Below are 18573 nucleotides of genomic sequence, written 5' to 3'. Positions count from 1 at the left end.
ATGGATACTCGCCAGCTATTTCACCGTATTGTGAATGCCGGCACTTCCCATCAGGAGGAAGCGCAGGCCAGGGTGACCAGAATGGTCAATACTTTTTCAGTAATTACCACCACGCTTTGCCTGCTTTTTGGTGCGTTGGCTTATTGGGGTACGGGTAAAATGGATTTGTTAGTCCCAGCCCACATAGAAGCAGCGTTATTCATAGGTGTATTGCTGTTGAACGCAGCTAATAAGCCTGTTTTAGCCAGTATATGCTTTGTGGCCATTAATAACGTGGCTATTGTATATTTCAGTGCCGTAATGGGGATGTTAACAGAAGTACACCTGTTGTTCCTGTTTCTGTTAGGTGCGTCGCTGATGATATTCCGGACCCGCGCCCTGGTGATAGCCAGCATAGTGGTAGCGGCCTTGTCGGTGGTAGCATGCGAAATCAACTATTATACTAACCTGGTGCCGCCCATGGCCATGGGACACGAACAGCAATTTATTATCCGCTGGATTACGCTACCGGCTATCCTTTTGCTGGACATCGCTACTATCTTCCTATATGTCAGAAGATTAAAAACGCTCAACAATAAACTGGTGAAGGCTACCGACGAAAAAACCATTTTTGTACGGGAAACCAGCCATGAAATACGGAACCCGCTGAATGCTATCTATGGCATCAGTCAGGATTTGTTGATGAAGGTGCATAAGGAAGAGCGGTATGCCGAGATCCGTCCGGAAATAGAGCACCTGTATTCCGCTACGCATAACGTATTACAGATTATCAATAATGTGCTGGCGATCTCCCGGATTGAGGGAGGCGCTTCGCACGACCTGCATCCGGAGGCATTCAATATCCGGGAACTGATTACAGACAAAGTGATTGTATACCAATACATCGCCGACCTTCGCGGTATCCGGATTAAAGCGGATATCCGCGAAGGTATGCCGGCGGATATTGTGGCGGATAAAAGCAAGTTCACGCAGGTATTGAATAACCTGTTGTTTAATGCTATCAAGTTTACCCGTGCCAATAGTGTGGTGAATATTACTGTTTTGAGAGATGGGGACCTTTGGCAGTTTCAGGTAAAAGATCAGGGCCCGGGGATACCGGAACAGGACCTGCTATCGGTATTTACGCCATTTAAGGCGGGAAAAAGCGATTTTGAGGGCACCGGCCTTGGGTTGCCTATCACGAAGAAGTATGTGGAGTTAATGGGCGGGAAAATCACCATTAACAGCGTACTACAGGAAGGGGCTACTTTTGTGGTGCAATTGCCGCTGGTAGAGCCAGAGAAACCGGTGGCTGCACGCGGGGCATCTTTCATGGAGCTGACCTTGCACAAGGGGCTGAAAGGGCTGGTCATTGATGATAATGAAATGAGTCAGCTGGTACTGGCCAACTTTCTGCGTAAGCTGGGCTTTAATACCCTGGTAGCCGGTAGTGGAGTAGAGGGGATTAACAAGGCAATGGATGAAAAACCGGACGTTATTTTCATAGATAGTTATATGCCGGGACTTAGCGGAAGCGATACGATAAAGCGATTCCGGGAAATACCTGCGTTTAAAGACATTCCGGTGATTGCGGTATCGGGGGATGCTTTCCAGGAATCGATCGATGATATGCTTGGGGCAGGCGCCAGTGAATACATTTCCAAGCCTATTGATCTACGGCTGCTGAATAACACCCTGAATAAACTGTTACCACAATAATTAAGCATACACATACTGGTAGCGGGTAGTATCCTGGCTACTCCAATCAATATTTCCTTTCATCATACGGCCAAGGGCCAGCACATATTCTTCCAGTAAGGGTTTCACCGTATTGGAACAAAGCGCCGTGAGTACATCTGCCGTATTATTAAACAGCGCCACTTCTGAGTTGTGGATGCGGACGGCCTGTTCTACGGCTTGTTCCAGCGTGAGCTGATGATGATGTTTGAGCAGCATCACCAGGTTCAGTTCATCTCCCCCTTCCAGCTCCTTTGAAAAGGAGTAGAGATCATTCGCCCAGCAGATGGTGCGACTGCAATACAGCCCCAGGCTTTTTACCTGTTTGTTGCCCCGTAGGTCTGTCGGCAAATTTATTTCGCCTACCAGTGTGGCGAGGTCCAGGAAGAAGTTGGCGCCACCGATCTGAGGCCGGAAACGGATGTAATCATTCAGCGAAATATTCCTGGCATTGTCTACGTGTTTCATGCGCCACATGTTGGCCATAAATGCATCTTTGAGGCTGCGTGCAAAGCGGGATTGCCAGGCTTTGTTGCCGATTTGCCGCATCCGTTGCCAGATGTCGCTCATAGCGGCGAGAATAGGACCGCCGGTGGCGAGGGTAAACGTTTTGTTTTCTTCCAGCACCTGCATCATCTGATAAACCATGCGCTCAAATCCGGTATTGAATTCGTTGGGTGCCAGGGCATCCAGGTGATCATCCCAGAGGAATAGCAGGGTGTTGAAATCGCTCGCAATGCATAATGAAAACAGGGAAGCATTGGGGAACATGCGGGCTACCATCCAGGTGAATTTCTGTTGGTGATAATGCTCCCAGGTACTGTTGTCTTTTACGAGCTGGAAAGCATGTACCCAATCGGTGGTGTGTTGATCCGCTTCATATACCTGCGGATGGAGCGTTTCAGGKAACGGGCAATAAAGTTCCGGGCCGGAAATTGTTGATAGCATGACAAATTGCATTTAAAAGTGAATAGATAAAAAGTTGAATTTATTTGACGGGAGTAATAACAAATGACATTTAGTGGTTTTCTTTTTTTCCCGGATTACAAATGTATTAATGTAGCGGAGTACGCCCGAAAAAAGAATAGGGGATCACATGAAAAGGGGACTGCCATCTTGCGTGGCAGTCCCCTTGTTATATATAGGTGGAAAGGTAAGTCTATTCGGCTTTGAGGGTTTTCACCGGATTCATCAATGCGGTTTTAATGGCGGTATATCCAACGGTGATGGTGACTACACAAACAGAAATGAATACGGCGAGTACAAACACACCGGCGCTGAGGTTAATCCGATAGGCGAAAGTATGGAGCCATTGATTCATGATGAGCCAGGCCAGCGGCGCGGCGATCACGAAAGCAGTCAGCAGCAGGTACAGGAATTCTTTGCTGAACAGCCATACAATATTTTCTACGCTGGCGCCCAGCGTTTTCCGGATGCCGACTTCCCTGGTGCGTTGTGCGGCCATAAACGATACGAGGCCGTACAGCCCTATACAACCAATGATAATGGAGATGCTGGTGAACAGTTGAATGAGCCGGAGGATTATCATATCCAGTTTATAAAAGCCGGCCATTTGTTCATCGAGGAACTGGTATTTGTAGAAGTGTTGAGGATATACGTCTTTCCAGGCCGAAGCAATGGCTGGTAGCATTTTCTGGAACTGATGCATGTCTACTTTTACGGCGCATTTGGAATAGTTGTCGTGGATAGTAGAGATGAATACAGGATCTATGGCTTCATGGAACGACCGGGTATGGAAGTCTTTTACAACACCTACTATCATACCCTGACCGCCGTTGATCTCCATTGATTTACCGATGACGGCGTCGTTGGAAGCCAGTTGCAGATTTTTCACCGTGGTTTCATTCACCAGGAATTCGCGGGCAGTATCTGAAGGCAGGAGATTGCGGCCAGCCACCAGTTGCAGGCTGAAGGTGCCGAGATAGCCGGTATCCGCAGCCCGGTTGAAAATAGCATATTTTTCGGCGGTAGTGCGGGTGTCGAATTTCACGCTGGTAGCCGCTGATCTGTCGGCCGCCGGAGCATTACCGCAAAAAGTCAGTTGTTCTACACCCGGTATCTGTGATAATAAAGTGTGTAAGGTGCTTAGCTTGGCCACATTATTATCCGGTACGGGCAACATCAGGATGGCGTCTTTACGGAAGCCAGGATCGCTTTCTACCGAGTAACGCATTTGGTTGGATACTACGATAGTGCCGATGATGAGTAATTGAGAGATGGCAAACTGTGTTACCACCAGGCCCTTCCTGAATAAGGTACCACCGGCACTTTGCTGGGCAAATTTATTTTTCAATGCCTGTATCGGTTGAAAGCGGGCAATGATGACGCCGGGGTAGGCGCCGGAAAGTAATACCACGATCATAAAAAGCAGTGGTAAAAAAAGCAGCAGATAGCGGTCGCCCAGGATATTGAGCTGCAGTTGTATTTCGAAGAGTTGATTGAGATAGGGGAGTGCCGCCAGTGCCAGCAGATAGGCCAGCAACATTGCTGTAAGCACCACGAGTGCTGTTTCCGAGAGGAACTGCACAAAAATTTGTCCCCGAAGGCTACCCAGTACTTTGCGAAGACCAATTTCCTTTGAGCGCTTCATCGCCTGGGCAATGCTGAGATTCACAAAGTTGATGCAGGTAGTAATGATCAGCAGCAGCCCTATGAACGCCATTCCCCACAGGTTTTTCTTAGCGATATAACCATTGAGTTTGGGGTTGAAATGTATATCATTCAGTGGCTGTAATTCGAACTGGAATAACTGGGCATTTGTTGCATCGTAATATTTTGAGGAAACCGCCGGTAAGAGTTTATTATTTACATCCGCTGCTTTTACACCTGGTTTTAGCAATACAAAGCATTGCAGTCCTCTGTTTACATTCAGCCACCAGTCCTTTTCAACCAGCCAGGGCGAATGGTTTTGGAGGTTGTCGAAAGGGAAATAAATGTCGGCGCGGAAGTCAGTATTTTCAGGGATATCTTTCAGCACTGCGGTGATGGTGAATTGCAGGGTATCATCCAGGTGAATCAATTGACCGATGGCGTTTACCGCACCGAAATATTTTTTGGCCATTCGTTCTGTAACTACTGCTGTGTAAGGCGCTTTCAACGTAGTAGCGGGAGCGCCACTTTGCAGTGGAAACCGGAAGATATCGAAGAAAGAAGGATCTGCGAAAGCCACTTCTTCCTCAAACTTTTTATCAGGGGTAGTCGTAATCACTTTTTTCCCAAGAGAGGCTATGCGCGCAAGTTTTTCCGTTACACCAAAATCATGTTGAAATGCGTCGCCCATGGGGAAAGGCGCTCCTGTTGAATACCTTACTTTTTCTTCATGGAAAGCAGTAACAATTCTATATACGCGGTCTTTGTTGTGGTGGAAAGTATCAAAGCTTAAGTGATACTTTACCATGGTGAAAATGAGTATTACACAGGCAATGCCGAGTGCAAGGCCTGCTATATTGATGATCGTATGTGTTCTAAACCGTTTTAAATTCCGCCAGGCTGCTTTGAAGTAGTTTATTAGCATGATGTGAGGTTGATACTTCCTACTGTTAAAAAAGATGCCAGTAGTAAAGCGGGCGGATTATCAGTTATTTTAAAATGGTTGTATTTTATAATGTGTTCGGATTTGCACAGTATTCTGTCCGGTTTTGCGGCTGAGGCGCTGGCATGAAAAAGTCTGTCGAGATGCGCGATAGTAGCGAGTCTGGAAGCTAAAAAGCTGACCCGGATTTTTCGGGTCAGCTTTTTGGAAATTACTGTTTGATCTCTCCTGGAATTACTTCTACTCCTATTTTTCTTCCTCCCCGTAGCACATCTACCTTAATCCTTTTCCCGATCTGTTTATCAGACAGCAGCAGGTGAAGATCATCTACGGAGGCAACTGGTTTATCATCGAAGGCGATGATAATATCTCCGATATGTAATTCGGAGTTGTAGAAGTTTCCGTCTGGTACGGTTTCAAAAACGTATACCCCGGTTTGGACGGATAATTTGTTGGCGGCAATCATGCGGCTGCTGAGGTTCACCGGTTGTGCGGCGATGCCCAATTGTGCTCTTCTGATTTTGCCGTGCAGGATGAGTTGACCGGCGATCTGGGCGGCCAGATTGGAGGAGATGGCAAAGCAGAGCCCCTGAGCGGAGGCGATGACCGCAGTGTTTACGCCGATGACCTGTCCCATGGAATTGACCAGCGGACCGCCGCTGTTGCCCGGATTGAGGGCCGCATCGGTTTGTATCACATTGTCGATCAGCCGGCCGTTGCTGGCGCGGAGGGTTCGTCCCAAAGCGCTCACTACTCCGGCGGTGACCGTATATTGTAATCCCATCGGATTGCCAATAGCTATGGCGATTTGTCCGACCTGTAAAGTAGAAGAATCGGCTAATGGCATTGCTTTAAGCCCCGATTCATCAATTTTCAGTACGGCAATATCTGTAGAAGGATCGGCGCCTTTAATTTCTGCGCTGACTCTTCTGCCATCCACAAAAGATACTTTAATGCTATCTGCATTTTCTACCACGTGATTGTTGGTAATGATGAAACCATCAGAAGATATAATGAAGCCGGAGCCGGTACCCGCCTGCGTGCGCTTGTCCCGCGAACGCTGATCGCTTACTTTTTTCTGCACTTCTATATGTACTACTGATTCAGCCACCGTACCCACTACACCGGTAACGGTCTGGGAATAGGCATCTAATAAACTCCTATCGTTCGACGCCTGGTGCGTTAGAAATGAAATTGAGTTATCCATAATGTGAAGGCGCTCAAATTTATTTCCAGAGTGTGACAGATGCCGTTTTGACATTGAAGGCGGAGGTTTTATGTCATCATTGCTGCGGAGAGATGGCAATGATCGCAATTTTGACGGGTTAACTACCGGTAAAAATGATCGCTGCCCGCATATCCGGGCAGCGATCAAGGGTTGTTTTAAGGGTGAGGAGCCGTTGTTTTTACTTCTTCCCGATAATGGCACCAGGGACCATTACCATTATTGTGGGCAAATGCCATTCTCATGATGAGGACATTGCTGATAAAAAAGAGCGCAATGACCAGTATAGCGGCTACTCTGCCAAGTGTACGGAGGGCCGGTTTTTTCGAAAAGCCGCCAAAAATGTTCCCGATGATAAACACCATACACGCAATAAACAAAATGCGTAGTACGATCAAAATCCCAAATCCCATGATCTTTTCATTTAAACATTATTTGAATTTACTCAGCAGTGCTTCGTCTTCTGCTTTACCCCAGTGCGGATCTATGCCGGTAGCCGGAGTAGCCAGCTGCTGCAGGCTTTGTGTAACCAGTTGTTTAGCCAGATCTTTGTCGCCACCCCACATTCTGGGGGTATAGTATTTTACCCAGGCAGTCACGAACATCGCTCTTGGATTTTGTGCATCCAATGTTTTAGCTTGTTTCAGTGCCTGCTCAGACAGGGTACCATATTTGCGGCCATAACTCATTGGGTTAATAAATACTTTGGTACGATATACCATGCTCAATACCGTATATACTTCTGCTGCTTCTTTCGGTTGTTTGGCAGGATCTAATAAGGCCAGTGCTTTTTTTGCCTGTTCTTCGCCGCGGATGCTGTAGGGCTCAATTTTTTCGCCATCTTCCTGTAAAAGGAAGCCAATTTTTGCATTACATAATGCCGCATAGTAAGGCGCCAGCCAAGCCGGTTGTTCAGTGATACCAAGGAATGTTTTCTCCAATGTTTCATAGTCTTTTACCGTTTGGGCCTGATCCAGCTTCGTTACCGCCTGCTGTAAGGCATTGGATTGTGCAAACCCGCTATAGGTAACAAATAAAAGAGACAGGCAAATCAATAATTTTTTCATTTTTCTTTTTTTGTGAGGTTTATAAATTGTTATTTAAGAAGTCGTCTGTACGGTCTATGCCGAAACTCATGAAGATGCCAATAAATACATTTCGTGTAGCCGGTAACGTGATAGGCTGTTTAATCAGCCCATTGTAGCTATAGTTATAACCGAATACCTGCCGGGTACCGGTGAGGTTGTTAACCCCCATGGCCACGCCGGAGAAATCTTTCCATTTCTTATTTTTGAAGAAGGAGCAAAGCCAGGCCACATGCAGATTTACCGCATTATATCCTTTGGTGGTACCCTGGTCGTTGATGCCGTTATTACCGATATTATAATACGGCCGGCCTGCTGCCATTGCCCAGGAAAGATTTACATTGGTATTGATATCCGGGAAATACTTTTTGATAGCTACCGTAGCGGTATGTGGCGCAGCGAAAGACGGCCGCAGCTGATACGGATAGTTGAGGAAATCACGCTTGGTGTCAAGATAAGTATACGTTATCCAATAGTCTAGGTTCTTAATACTTTTCTTATCCCGCCAGAATAATTCCACACCCTGCGCATAGCCTTTCCCGTTATTGCTGAGGACTGGTAATGTTTTCACCAGATCCTGATACTGTTTGTAATATACCTCTACGCGGAAGAAGCGGTTATTCGCTTTCTTCGTATAGTTCAGGATGTAGTGGGAGGCGCTGGAGAAATTAAGCTGGTTTGACGTATAGAGGTAGTCGTTAGCCGGCTCCTGGTAAAAGATGCCATAGGCCAGGTTAAACTGACTGCCATCGTGTAACCGGTAGGCCAGGCTGGCACGCGGCGCTACCACCGTTTTCTGAAGCACCGATGAATATTCCATCCGTGCGCCCGCTTTAGCGGCGAGGTTATCCGCCAGGTAAATATCGCCTTCTGCAAACACCGCGGTGAGGTAATCTGTTACGCGAAGGAGGCTGTCGTTAGACCGGCCATGGTCGTGGGTATAAAACTGTTCCGCACCAAAACGCAGTGCCTGCCCCTGTGGAAAGAAATGAGAGATCACCAGGCGTGCCTGTGCAAAATCTGTTTCCAGGTTACGATCACTGGTTTTGTAACTGTAAGGGGCATACGGAATTGTTACGGTATTCCCTTTTATATCGCTGAGGTGCAGATTGGTTTCCTGGCGGTTATAACTATAGGCCGCACCGGCTTCCAGTTTCCAGTTTTCACGGAGGTAACTGCGGAAGCTGAGGTTGTTATAGCTATTCCATCCCCGTACCTGGTAGCCGGCTTTCAGTGCGGTGCTGTCGATGTCGGGATTGTTCATACCTACATCGCTGTGTCCCCAGCCGCTATAGAGTTTCAGCATCCCTGTTTTTCCTGTTTTAATGCGGAAGTTCACGTTGCCATCTGCGTAAAGCGGGCCACTGAAATAATCCGGCTTTTGCGGAACAATGCTATTGTACACCGATTGATTGCTATAATTCAGGTTGAAGCCATAGCTGCTGCGATTATTTTTAGCGAGGTGTTGCATGCCGGCGCCGAGGGTGGTGGGAAACAGAAAAAATCTGGCGGATGTTTTTTCCGGAAGGTCTTCGCTTTCCAGTATCAGCGCGCTGCTCATGGCGCCGCCATATAAAGCGGAGTAGCCACCGGTGCTGAATAAGATGCCTCTGAACAGAAACGGATTGATGCGGRCGGCCTGTGGTACACCTGGTACGGAGGGATAGTTAGGAGTACGTAGCAAGGTGCCGTCTATAAATTGCCGGGTTTCGTCGCTGGTGCCCCCACGTACAAACAGACCTTCCTGTTCGCCGATTTGCTGGGCGCCGGGAAGGGAGCGTAGTGCCAGGCTGATATCCCCGTTGCTGCCGGCCACGGTGACTGCCTCAATCGGCGTGAGGGAAGCACCTTTGGCACGGTCGCTGGCTTCAAAAGCGCCTGCGCTGATCACCACTTCATGCAATGCTCGTTTGCTTTTGATAGCGGTATCAGGCACTGCATGGCTGGAGTCTGTAACAGACAGCGGTTTGAGCGTGGTATCTGCTGCCGGCTTGTTTTGTGCCGCGGCAGTACTGGCGAGTAATAAGAGTATAATGGTGCTTGTTTTCATTACTGTAGCAAGATGTTACAGCAAAACTAAGCGGAAGAACAAGGGCAAATTTGAAGAGTAGACGGGATGGGAAAGTGTGGCGACAAAACGGGTAAGGTTTAGGTATGCAGTAGCCGGTTGACATTCTCTTTATAAAATTCGCTGACCGGAATTTCAATGTCGCCGATACAAACGAGGTCGCGCTTGATAGTGGTGATTTTTTGTTTGGCCACGAGATACGACTTATGAGTGCGTATAAATGCCGTTGGTGGCAGTTTTTCTTCCATGGCCTTCATGGTCATGCGGGTGAGTACTGGTTTGGTAGTATTAGAAAGATGAATTTTGACATAATCTTTCAGTGCTTCAATATAGTTGATGTTGGCCGTGACTATTTTTACCTGTGTATATTCCACGTTTACAAAAAACGCGTGGTTATCGTCGGGAGTAGCCGTGCCGGCTTGTTTTAGCCGATGCAGTTCGTTGGCGCGGTTGCAGGCTCTGAGGAAGCGTTCAAAGCTAAAAGGTTTCAGGAGGTAGTCTACTACCTGCAGATGGAAGCCTTCCAGTGCGTATTGTTCATAGGCTGTTACCAGTATTACCATAGGTGGTTGTAGCAGTGATTGCAGCAATTGCAATCCATTCAGCCGGGGCATTTGTATATCGAGGAAGAGGAGATCTATTTGTTCGTGTTGCAATACTTCCAGCGCCTCCATGGCGTTTTTGCAGGTTTTTACCAAATGGAGAAAAGGCACCTGCCGGATATTGTCTTCCAGCAGCTCCCGCACCAGTTGTTCATCGTCTATGGCTATGCAACGTATCATGTGAGCTGTAAAGTTAAGGTAATATGGAAAACAGGTGGTTGTTTGCGGATGGTAAGCTGGTGTTTGCCCGGATACAGTAGCTGCAGGCGGGATTGTACATTCACCAGCCCTATGCCGGAGTTTTCATCTTTGCTGGCGTAAGGATCGTTATCGAACTGATTTTTCACTTCAAAGATGAGTTGATCGCCGGTGGCTTGTAATTGAATATCTATTTCCGGTTTTTGCGTATAGCCGGTACCGTGCTTGAAGGCATTTTCCACGAAAGGAATCAGCAGCATGGGTTCTATGGTATGGTGGGTGGCGTTGGGATCGATATGGATATGATGGCGGATATCTACATCATTCCCGAAGCGCAGTTGTTGCAGGGCGATATAGCTGTTGAGATAAGTCACTTCTTTGGTGAGCAGTACTTTTTTGCCGGTGGTATCGTACAGCATGTATCGCATGAGGTCGGAGAGCATGATGAGTGCGGGTTCCAGCTGATCCGATTTTTTGCGGGCGAGTGATACCAGGTTGGTGAGTACGTTGAACAGGAAATGCGGACTTACCTGTGAGCGCAGAAATTTTAGTTCGGTGCTGAGTTGTGCGGCCTGTTGTTCTTTTTGTATCCTGTCTTTTTGTATCCTGTCTACTACTTTACAATATACCAGGCTGATGATATAGGTGCCAACAGAAGGTGCAAACACAAACCGGTAGGAAGAAAAGTCCCGTAGTACAGAAGAAAACCCATGCGCCATGATGCTGTACTTCAGCGGGAAAGAGCCACCAATCAATACAATCACGGAAAGTATATACAACCACCAGTAACGTTTATTCCATAGTCGCGGATAGAGCACCAGGGAATTAGCGTAAAAAATACCCATATGGATAAAGCCACAGATGGTAAAGAACAAGCCGGGGAAAGTACCGATGCGGTAATCGTTGGCGGCATTGGAAACAATGTAAGGGAGCAACAACAATACACTCCATATCAATATATGGAGCGCGATGATAATTTTTTTGAATGGCGCAGAAATACTCATAGCGAAACGTACCTTAAAACTACTGTTTTTTTAATGGGAATAGCGGATGCAAGACAAATTTAGCACCAGAACGGGTGTATAGGAGCAGTGTATAGACAAGAGCGATAGATGTGCAGACAACCCGGTAATAAGTGCAGACGGGGAAGTAATTATTATCATCAGAGAAAATACCATTAACATAGCCAATCGCCAATAACTATTTTTGAGAACCTTAAGTATCTAAAGACTTGTTATGAAAAAATGCGTTGTTGGTGTGCTCTTTTTTTTCCTGTGTGCTACCACAGGCTTTGCACAAAAGTATGAAGCTAACTGGGCTTCGCTAAATAAACGAGGGATTCCCGCCTGGTTTAATAATGCTAAATTCGGCATCTTCATTCACTGGGGTGTGTATGCGGTACCGTCTTTCTCTGCCGTAGGACCTGGTGGTTATTCTGAATGGTACTGGGCTACCAAAGACGTGGGCTCTGGTGATAACCATGAAAAAACAAAAGCTTTTCATGAAAAAAATTACGGAGCCAATACACCGTATCAAAGTCTGKAGAGCCAGTTTACAGCTTCTCTCTTTAATCCGCAGCAGTGGGCAAACGTATTTCGTCGCTCCGGCGCCAAGTATGTGGTGCTGACCTCCAAGCATCACGAAGGCTACTGTTTGTGGGATAGCAAGGAAGCAGATCAATCCTGGGGCCGTTCCTGGAACGCTGTTACGGGTACGCCTAAACGGGACCTGCTGGGCGACCTCACCAATGCAGTACGCGCAGAAGGATTGCGTATGGGATATTATTATTCGCTTTATGAGTGGTTTAACCCGCTGTGGCAAAAGGATAAACCCCGTTATGTCAAAGAAGTGATGACACCACAGTTTAAAGACCTGGTGACCCGTTATAAGCCTTCTGTTATTTTCTCTGATGGTGAATGGGATTTGTCGGATACTGCCTGGAACAGTACTTCGCTGCTGGCCTGGTTGTACAATGAGTCACCTGTAAAAGATGAAGTAGCGGTAGATGACCGCTGGGGTAGTGGTACCCGTGGTAAAAACAATGGCGCCACTTACCTGACCTCTGAATATGGCAGCGGTATGCAGCCTGGTGTGGTTTGGGAAGAAAGCCAGGGTATTGGACAGTCGTATGGTTACAACCGTATGGAAACTGCCGACGACTACAAGAAAAGCAGTGACCTGATTTTGATGCTGGTAGACATCGTATCAAGAGGTGGTAACCTGTTGCTGGATATCGGACCCACGGCAGACGGCCGTATCCCGGTGATCATGCAGCAGAAGCTGCTGGACATCGGTCAATGGCTGGAAGTGAATGGAGAGGGTATATATGAAACCAAACCATGGAAAGAAACCAGGCAGTGGAGCATGGGTAAGCGTCCGGAAGTAAAAGAGGAAGCTTTCATGTCTGGTTATAACATCAGCAACCTGGTAAAGCCTTCAAAAGAGCATGCCAGCGTGGAAATGTTCTTCACCAGCAAACCAGGTGCGCTGTATTGCTTTTTACCGGCGTATCAGTCGCAGGTGACCATCCGGAACTATACGCCAGCTAAAGGTGCTGCCGTAAGCATTCTGGGTACTGGCAAGAAGATTAACTGGGTACAGAAAGGCAAGGACTGTGTGGTAGACTTATCTAGTCTGCGTCCGGGTGATATCCCGAACGGGCTGTTTGTAGTGAAAATAAAAGGTTGATAAATATATCTTAAAGGCTGGCAAGCAAAATAAAGGGGAACGCTTTTAGCGTCCCCTTTTTATTTTTTTACCGCTGAAGTAGTTTTCTTAAAAAATTATTTTAAAAAGTATATTTTTAAAGGAACCAGCATCAACTACTTCAAATGCGTTCCACGAGTCTTCTTTTACTGATGGCGATCTTATTACTATCCTGTACTTCGGGCAACAACACCCACCGTACCTGGGAGGTATATGGCGGCAGCAAAGAAAATATTCATTATAGCGCGTTAACAGCGCTGGATACCAGCAATGTGGCCAGGCTGAAAGTAGCGTGGGCTTATCATACCGGCGACGCGGAAGAAATGACCCAGATACAGGTAAACCCGGTGGTGATAGGCGACCGGTTGTACGGGGTGTCTCCAAAATTGAAACTGTTTGCCATAGATGCCGCTACCGGAAAGGATCTGTGGGTGTTTGATCCGGTGAATATTTCCGGAGATGTGAAAGGCAAAGGTTATTTCCAGTACAACGCTTGCCGGGGCGTGGCCTATTATGAAAACGGCGCCTCCGACCGGCGGATATTTTACACGGCAGGTGCAAAGCTGCATTGTATTGATGCAGATAAAGGCCGGCTCATTACCGCTTTTGGCGGCAGCGGCCGGGTAGATCTGCACCGTGATATGGGCCGTAACATGGACCAGCTGTACATTACCTCCACTACGCCCGGCGTTATTTATAAAGACCTTCTTATTATAGGTACCCGGGTAGATGAAGAAGCCGGTGGCGCACCTGGCTATATCCGTGCTTACGATGTACATACCGGCAAACTCAGATGGATTTTTCATACCATTCCCCAACCGGGAGAAGACGGTTACGATTCCTGGGACGACAAAGAAGCCTGGCAACACACCGGTGGTGTAAATGCCTGGGCAGGGTTTAGTTTAGATGAAAAGAACGGTGTGGTGTTTGCGCCCATGGGCTCTGCCACCTACGATTTTTACGGTGGCCGCCGCAAAGGAAACAATCTTTTCGCCAATTGTGTGTTGGCGCTGGATGCAGCCACTGGTAAGCGAATCTGGCATTATCAAACTGTACATCACGATATATGGGATCGGGACTTGCCTACGGCGCCGATGCTGGTGAACGTGAAGAAAGATGGAAAGGAAGTGGCAGCAGTGGTACAGGTGACCAAAACAGGATTCATCTTTTTGCTGGATCAGCATACCGGGCAGCCGCTGTATCCGGTAACAGAAGCCCCGGTGCCGGCGGATACCGCTTTGCCCGGTGAGTACCTGTCTCCCACACAACCTATCCCCACTTTTTTCCCTCCTTTTGTCAGACAATCCTTGCAGGTAGCAGACCTGAACCGGCTGGTGCCGGATAGCTCTTATCAGGATATCCTGCAACGACTGCGTACCTATAAAACCGGGCATCTCTTTCATCCGCCTTCGCGGCAAGGCACGGTGATTTTCCCCGGCTTTGATGGCGGCGCGGAATGGGGCGGGCCGGCGGTAGATCCCACCACTGGCGTGTTGTATGTGAACTCCAGCGAAATGCCATGGGTGCTCACCATGGTAGATGCGAACGAGAAAATGCCGGAAGCGAAAGAAACGCAGCTACAGGCAGGAATGCGTTTATATAATACGCATTGCATGGCTTGTCATGGTCCGGAACGCAAGGGCAGCAGTAACTTCCCTTCGTTGGTGCGTACCCGTGATAAGTATAATGAAGCCGCCTTTACCCAGCTGGTAGATGGTGGCAGAAGAATGATGCCTGCCTTCAAACAGCTGGACAGCAGCGAGAAAAAGGCATTGGCCGCTTTTATACTGGATATAAAAACACGTCAGCAACTTCCGTTTGCACCACCGCAGAAGAACGTAGACCCCTATACGAATTTGCCTTACCGGGCTACCGGGTATAATAAATTTTTAACGAAAGAAGGATACCCTGCGGTGTCGCCACCATGGGGCACATTGAGCGCCATTGACCTGAATACGGGGCAGCTGTTATGGAAAGATACGCTGGGCGATTATCCGGAACTAAAAGCCAAAGGGATTCATAGTGGTACCGAAAACTATGGCGGGCCGGTAGTCACTGCCGGCGGACTGCTATTCATTGCAGCCACCGCCGATAGTAAGTTCAGGGCATTTAACAAAAGAACGGGCCAGCTGCTATGGGAAACCACCTTGCCGGCCTGTGGTTTTGCCACGCCGGCGGTATATGAAGTCAACGGAAAACAATTTGTGGTGATTGCCTGTGGAGGTGGTAAGCTGGGCAAAAAATCCGGAGATACCTATCTCGCTTTTTCATTGTAGGAACGTATCTGTCAATATATAAATTAGCTTTTCTTATGAGTATTTCAAGAAGAAGTTTTCTGATGAAAGGTACCCTGGCACTGGCCGGTACCGCCATGCTGCCAAAAGGCCTGCTGGCTGCAGCTGCCCCAAAACCAGTGCTGGGCATCCAGCTATATTCTATCCGTACGGACATGAAAAAAGATCCGGCCGGCACGCTGAAACAGCTGGCAGCCATGGGCTACAAAAATGTGGAGCATGCCGGTTATGCAGCGCGTAAGTTCTATGGCTATACCGCCAAAGACTTTAAAAAATTATTAGGTGACCTGGGTCTGGTGATGCCAAGCGGACATACCGTTATGGGCAAGCAACACTGGGATGCCGCCAAAAAAGATTTTACCGATGAGTGGAAATATACGGTAGAAGATGCGGCTATTGTAGGACAGCATTATGTGATCAGCCCATGGCTGGATGAAAGTTTGCGTAAAAACTATGACGACTTCAAAGCCTATATGGACGTATTCAACAAGAGTGGCGCCCTGTGCCAGAAACAGGGGATGAAATTTGGCTATCATAACCATGATTTCGAATTCAGTCAACAGTTGAACGGACAAAAAATATTTGATCTCATCTTACAAAATACAGATCCTTCGCTGGTAGCGCAGCAGCTGGATATCGGCAATATGTATCATGCCGGCGGAGTAGCGCTGGATATTATTAAGCAGTACCCTGGCCGCTTTGAGCTGATGCACGTAAAAGATGAAATTAAAACAGAGAAGGGCGAGATGGGGAGCAAGTATGAAAGCACAGTATTAGGTAAAGGCATTATTCCCGTAAAAGAAGTGATTGACCTCGGCAAAAAATCCGGCGGCACACGTTATTTTATTATTGAGCAGGAATCCTATCAGGAACAGGCGCCACTGGATGCGGTGCGCGACGATTTACAAGTGATGCGGAAGTGGGGGTATTAATCATTTTATCGATCTAAAATCAAATCATCGCATGAATGTATTTGCAAGGCTGTTGGCCGTGGCAACCCTATGCCTGCCGGTGACCCTGTGTGCGCAAATCCGTTTACAGGGCGCAGAAGGGGAGCTGATTGCAGGGCCGGAGCAGCCGTCGCAACGCGCGCAGTGGCTGGACTCCCTGCAACGGTGGCGAACACACGAAAAGGATAAATTACAATATAACGGAGAAGCCTATGCGCATAAAGCATTGAACTGGATATCCGGTACTTTTATGTATGCCCAGATCATGGCACACGACCGTTTCCTCTATGATCCGGCCACGCGGAAGTATACCGTGAACCGCTTCCTCGATGACCTGACTACCCGCTATGGTGGCCTGGATGCCGTATTGATATGGCCCACCTATCCCAACATCGGCATCGATAACCGCAACCAATTTGACCTGGTAGCAGATATGCCGGGCGGGAAAGCGGCCCTGCAACAAATGATCCGCGACTTCCACAAAAGAGGTGTGCGGGTGTTTTTTCCTATCATGATATGGGATCATGGCACCCGTCGCATCAGTATCCCCATGGCTGATGAGCTGACGGCAGAAATGAAAGAACTGGGCGCCGATGGCCTCAATGGCGATACCATGCACGGCGTCACCCTCGACTTTAAAGATGCGTATACCCGTTTGGGTTATCCGCTGGCCTTACAACCGGAAATCCATATTGGTGATTTGAAAATGGTGGAGTGGAATACCATGAGCTGGGGTTACTACTGGGAGAAATGGGGTAGCCCTGCGTTTCGGTATGTACCCGGTGTTAGTTTATATAAATGGCTGGAACCGCGGCACCAGGTGCATGTCACCAGTCGCTGGGCTATTGATAAAACAGACGACCTGCAATATGCATTTTTCAATGGGGTAGGGTATAATGCCTGGGAAAATATCTGGGGTATCTGGAACCAGGTATCGCCACGATATGCCGCCATGATCCGCAGCATACGGGATATATACCGGCAGTTTCCGGAAGTGTGGAGCAGCCCTGACTGGGAGCCACATATTCCTACACTGCAAGCGGGTGTTTTTGCCTCGAAATTTCCCGGCACTAACGCTACCGTATATACGCTAGTGAACCGTGATAGCACCGATAAAACCGGTCCGCAACTCATGCTCGACAGCAAGCCCGGTGACCGCTACTACGATGTGTGGAACGGACAACTACTGAATGGTGTAAAAGCCGGCGATAAAATAACCCTCGAATTTCGCATACCGGGTAGGGGCTTTGGCGCGGTTGCCGTTATTCCAGCTGCGGCCTCCGATAAAGCACTGGCAAGGTTCCTGGCTGACCGGCAGCAGCTGTTGTTGACGCCCCTGGAGCAGTTGCCCGCTACCCGGGCACCGGAGACGCAGCAAATGACGCTGATACCTGCCACCAAAAAGACGAAAAATAAACCGGAAGGAATGGTATTTATTCCTGGTGCGTTGGCCTACCAATTTGTATCTACCGGCGTGATGATAGAAGGAAATGAGTTGCCGGACGCAATAGGCGTACAATATCCCTGGGAAGAGCATCCGCAACGTACGCATGCAAAGGAGATGATGATGGACGCATTTTTTATTGACCGCTATCCTGTCACCAACCGGCAGTTTAAACAATTTATGGATGCTACCCATTATCATCCGGCGGATAATCATAACTTTCTGAAAGATTGGAAGAACGGCACCTATCCCGCGGGCTGGGAGCAGAAGCCCGTTACCTGGGTGAGCATCGAAGATGCCAGAGCTTACGCCGCCTGGGCAGGTAAACGGCTACCACATGAATGGGAATGGCAGTATGCAGCGCAGGGCACCGATGGGCGGCTGTATCCATGGGGTACTACGGCCGATAGTAGCCGGATTCCTCCGGCGGATACCGGTCGCGTGCTGAGAGGGCCTGCTAACGTAAATGCCTATATCAATGGCGCCAGTCCTTTTGGGGTGATCGACCTTACCGGTAATGTATGGCAATGGACAGATGAATATACGGACACGCATACACGATCGGCGGTATTGAAGGGCGGTAGTTATTACCATCCACAAACGTCTTACTGGTACTTCCCGCAAGTGCAGCAGCTGACGCAGCATGGTAAATACCTGTTGCTGTCGCCTGGTATGGACCGTGCCGGCACGCTTGGATTCCGCTGTGTAGTGGATCAATGATACAATAACGAT

General features: G+C 48.2%; 13 protein-coding genes. 5 read left to right on the top strand and 8 right to left on the bottom strand.

Going from position 1 to position 18573, the window contains the following annotated elements; all coding sequences use genetic code 11:
* Complete coding sequence (locus AC1DFM_RS08280; RefSeq protein WP_477076240.1) at positions 1–1698, top strand: ATP-binding response regulator; 1698 nt, start codon at positions 1–3, stop codon at positions 1696–1698.
* Here the strand turns inward: AC1DFM_RS08280 and AC1DFM_RS08275 are convergent, their stop codons facing one another.
* The 8 genes from AC1DFM_RS08275 to AC1DFM_RS08240 form a co-directional block, all read right to left on the bottom strand.
* Positions 1699–2664, bottom strand: a complete 966-nt coding sequence (locus AC1DFM_RS08275) for a terpene synthase family protein (RefSeq protein ID WP_477076239.1) — start codon at positions 2662–2664, stop codon at positions 1699–1701.
* A 211-nt stretch (positions 2665–2875) separates the two neighbouring features.
* Positions 2876–5251, bottom strand: coding sequence for an ABC transporter permease (locus AC1DFM_RS08270; RefSeq protein ID WP_477076238.1), 2376 nt, complete (start codon positions 5249–5251; stop codon positions 2876–2878).
* A gap of 229 nt (positions 5252–5480) precedes the next feature.
* A complete protein-coding gene (locus tag AC1DFM_RS08265) occupies positions 5481–6476 on the bottom strand; it encodes a S1C family serine protease (RefSeq protein WP_477076237.1) in 996 nt (331 codons plus the stop codon).
* A gap of 176 nt (positions 6477–6652) precedes the next feature.
* Complete coding sequence (locus AC1DFM_RS08260; RefSeq protein WP_477076236.1) at positions 6653–6907, bottom strand: hypothetical protein; 255 nt, start codon at positions 6905–6907, stop codon at positions 6653–6655.
* An 18-nt stretch (positions 6908–6925) separates the two neighbouring features.
* Complete coding sequence (locus AC1DFM_RS08255; RefSeq protein WP_477076235.1) at positions 6926–7561, bottom strand: hypothetical protein; 636 nt, start codon at positions 7559–7561, stop codon at positions 6926–6928.
* 19 nt (positions 7562–7580) lie between these two features.
* Positions 7581–9629, bottom strand: a complete 2049-nt coding sequence (locus tag AC1DFM_RS08250; RefSeq protein WP_477076234.1) for a TonB-dependent receptor plug domain-containing protein — start codon at positions 9627–9629, stop codon at positions 7581–7583.
* A 98-nt stretch (positions 9630–9727) separates the two neighbouring features.
* Complete coding sequence (locus tag AC1DFM_RS08245; protein WP_477076233.1) at positions 9728–10429, bottom strand: LytR/AlgR family response regulator transcription factor; 702 nt, start codon at positions 10427–10429, stop codon at positions 9728–9730.
* Complete coding sequence (locus tag AC1DFM_RS08240) at positions 10426–11451, bottom strand: sensor histidine kinase (RefSeq protein ID WP_477076232.1); 1026 nt, start codon at positions 11449–11451, stop codon at positions 10426–10428. Before AC1DFM_RS08240 ends, AC1DFM_RS08245 begins: the two co-directional genes overlap by 4 nt.
* Before the next feature lie 232 nt (positions 11452–11683).
* Between AC1DFM_RS08240 and AC1DFM_RS08235 the strand changes: the two genes are divergently transcribed.
* The 4 genes from AC1DFM_RS08235 (at position 11684) to AC1DFM_RS08220 (ending at position 18561) form a co-directional block, all read left to right on the top strand.
* Positions 11684–13135, top strand: coding sequence for an alpha-L-fucosidase (locus AC1DFM_RS08235; RefSeq protein ID WP_477076231.1), 1452 nt, complete (start codon positions 11684–11686; stop codon positions 13133–13135).
* A 143-nt stretch (positions 13136–13278) separates the two neighbouring features.
* On the top strand, positions 13279–15429 hold the full coding sequence (locus AC1DFM_RS08230) for an outer membrane protein assembly factor BamB family protein (RefSeq protein WP_477076230.1): 2151 nt from the start codon (positions 13279–13281) through the stop codon (positions 15427–15429).
* Between the two features lie 35 nt (positions 15430–15464).
* Positions 15465–16379 (top strand): sugar phosphate isomerase/epimerase family protein, encoded by a 915-nt coding sequence (locus AC1DFM_RS08225; protein WP_477076229.1) that lies wholly within the window; start codon positions 15465–15467, stop codon positions 16377–16379.
* A 31-nt stretch (positions 16380–16410) separates the two neighbouring features.
* Positions 16411–18561 carry a formylglycine-generating enzyme family protein gene (locus AC1DFM_RS08220; RefSeq protein ID WP_477076228.1) on the top strand — a complete coding sequence of 717 codons (2151 nt, stop codon included), beginning with the start codon at positions 16411–16413 and terminating at the stop codon, positions 18559–18561.
* The last annotated feature ends 12 nt before the right edge of the window (positions 18562–18573 follow it).

This window comes from Chitinophaga sp. 05T412, assembly GCF_056396465.1.
The sequence above is the reverse complement of the archived record's forward strand: the minus strand, read 5'-3'. Positions and strand labels throughout refer to the sequence as shown.

Coding starts and splice junctions, on each gene's coding strand:
- AC1DFM_RS08230 (WP_477076230.1), top strand. CDS start 13,279: ATGCGTTCCACGAGTCTTCTTTTACTGATGGCGATCTTATTACTATCC.
- AC1DFM_RS08265 (WP_477076237.1), bottom strand. CDS start 6,476: ATGGATAACTCAATTTCATTTCTAACGCACCAGGCGTCGAACGATAGG.
- AC1DFM_RS08280 (WP_477076240.1), top strand. CDS start 1: ATGGATACTCGCCAGCTATTTCACCGTATTGTGAATGCCGGCACTTCC.
- AC1DFM_RS08255 (WP_477076235.1), bottom strand. CDS start 7,561: ATGAAAAAATTATTGATTTGCCTGTCTCTTTTATTTGTTACCTATAGC.
- AC1DFM_RS08240 (WP_477076232.1), bottom strand. CDS start 11,451: ATGAGTATTTCTGCGCCATTCAAAAAAATTATCATCGCGCTCCATATA.
- AC1DFM_RS08220 (WP_477076228.1), top strand. CDS start 16,411: ATGAATGTATTTGCAAGGCTGTTGGCCGTGGCAACCCTATGCCTGCCG.
- AC1DFM_RS08260 (WP_477076236.1), bottom strand. CDS start 6,907: ATGGGATTTGGGATTTTGATCGTACTACGCATTTTGTTTATTGCGTGT.
- AC1DFM_RS08245 (WP_477076233.1), bottom strand. CDS start 10,429: ATGATACGTTGCATAGCCATAGACGATGAACAACTGGTGCGGGAGCTG.
- AC1DFM_RS08270 (WP_477076238.1), bottom strand. CDS start 5,251: ATGCTAATAAACTACTTCAAAGCAGCCTGGCGGAATTTAAAACGGTTT.
- AC1DFM_RS08225 (WP_477076229.1), top strand. CDS start 15,465: ATGAGTATTTCAAGAAGAAGTTTTCTGATGAAAGGTACCCTGGCACTG.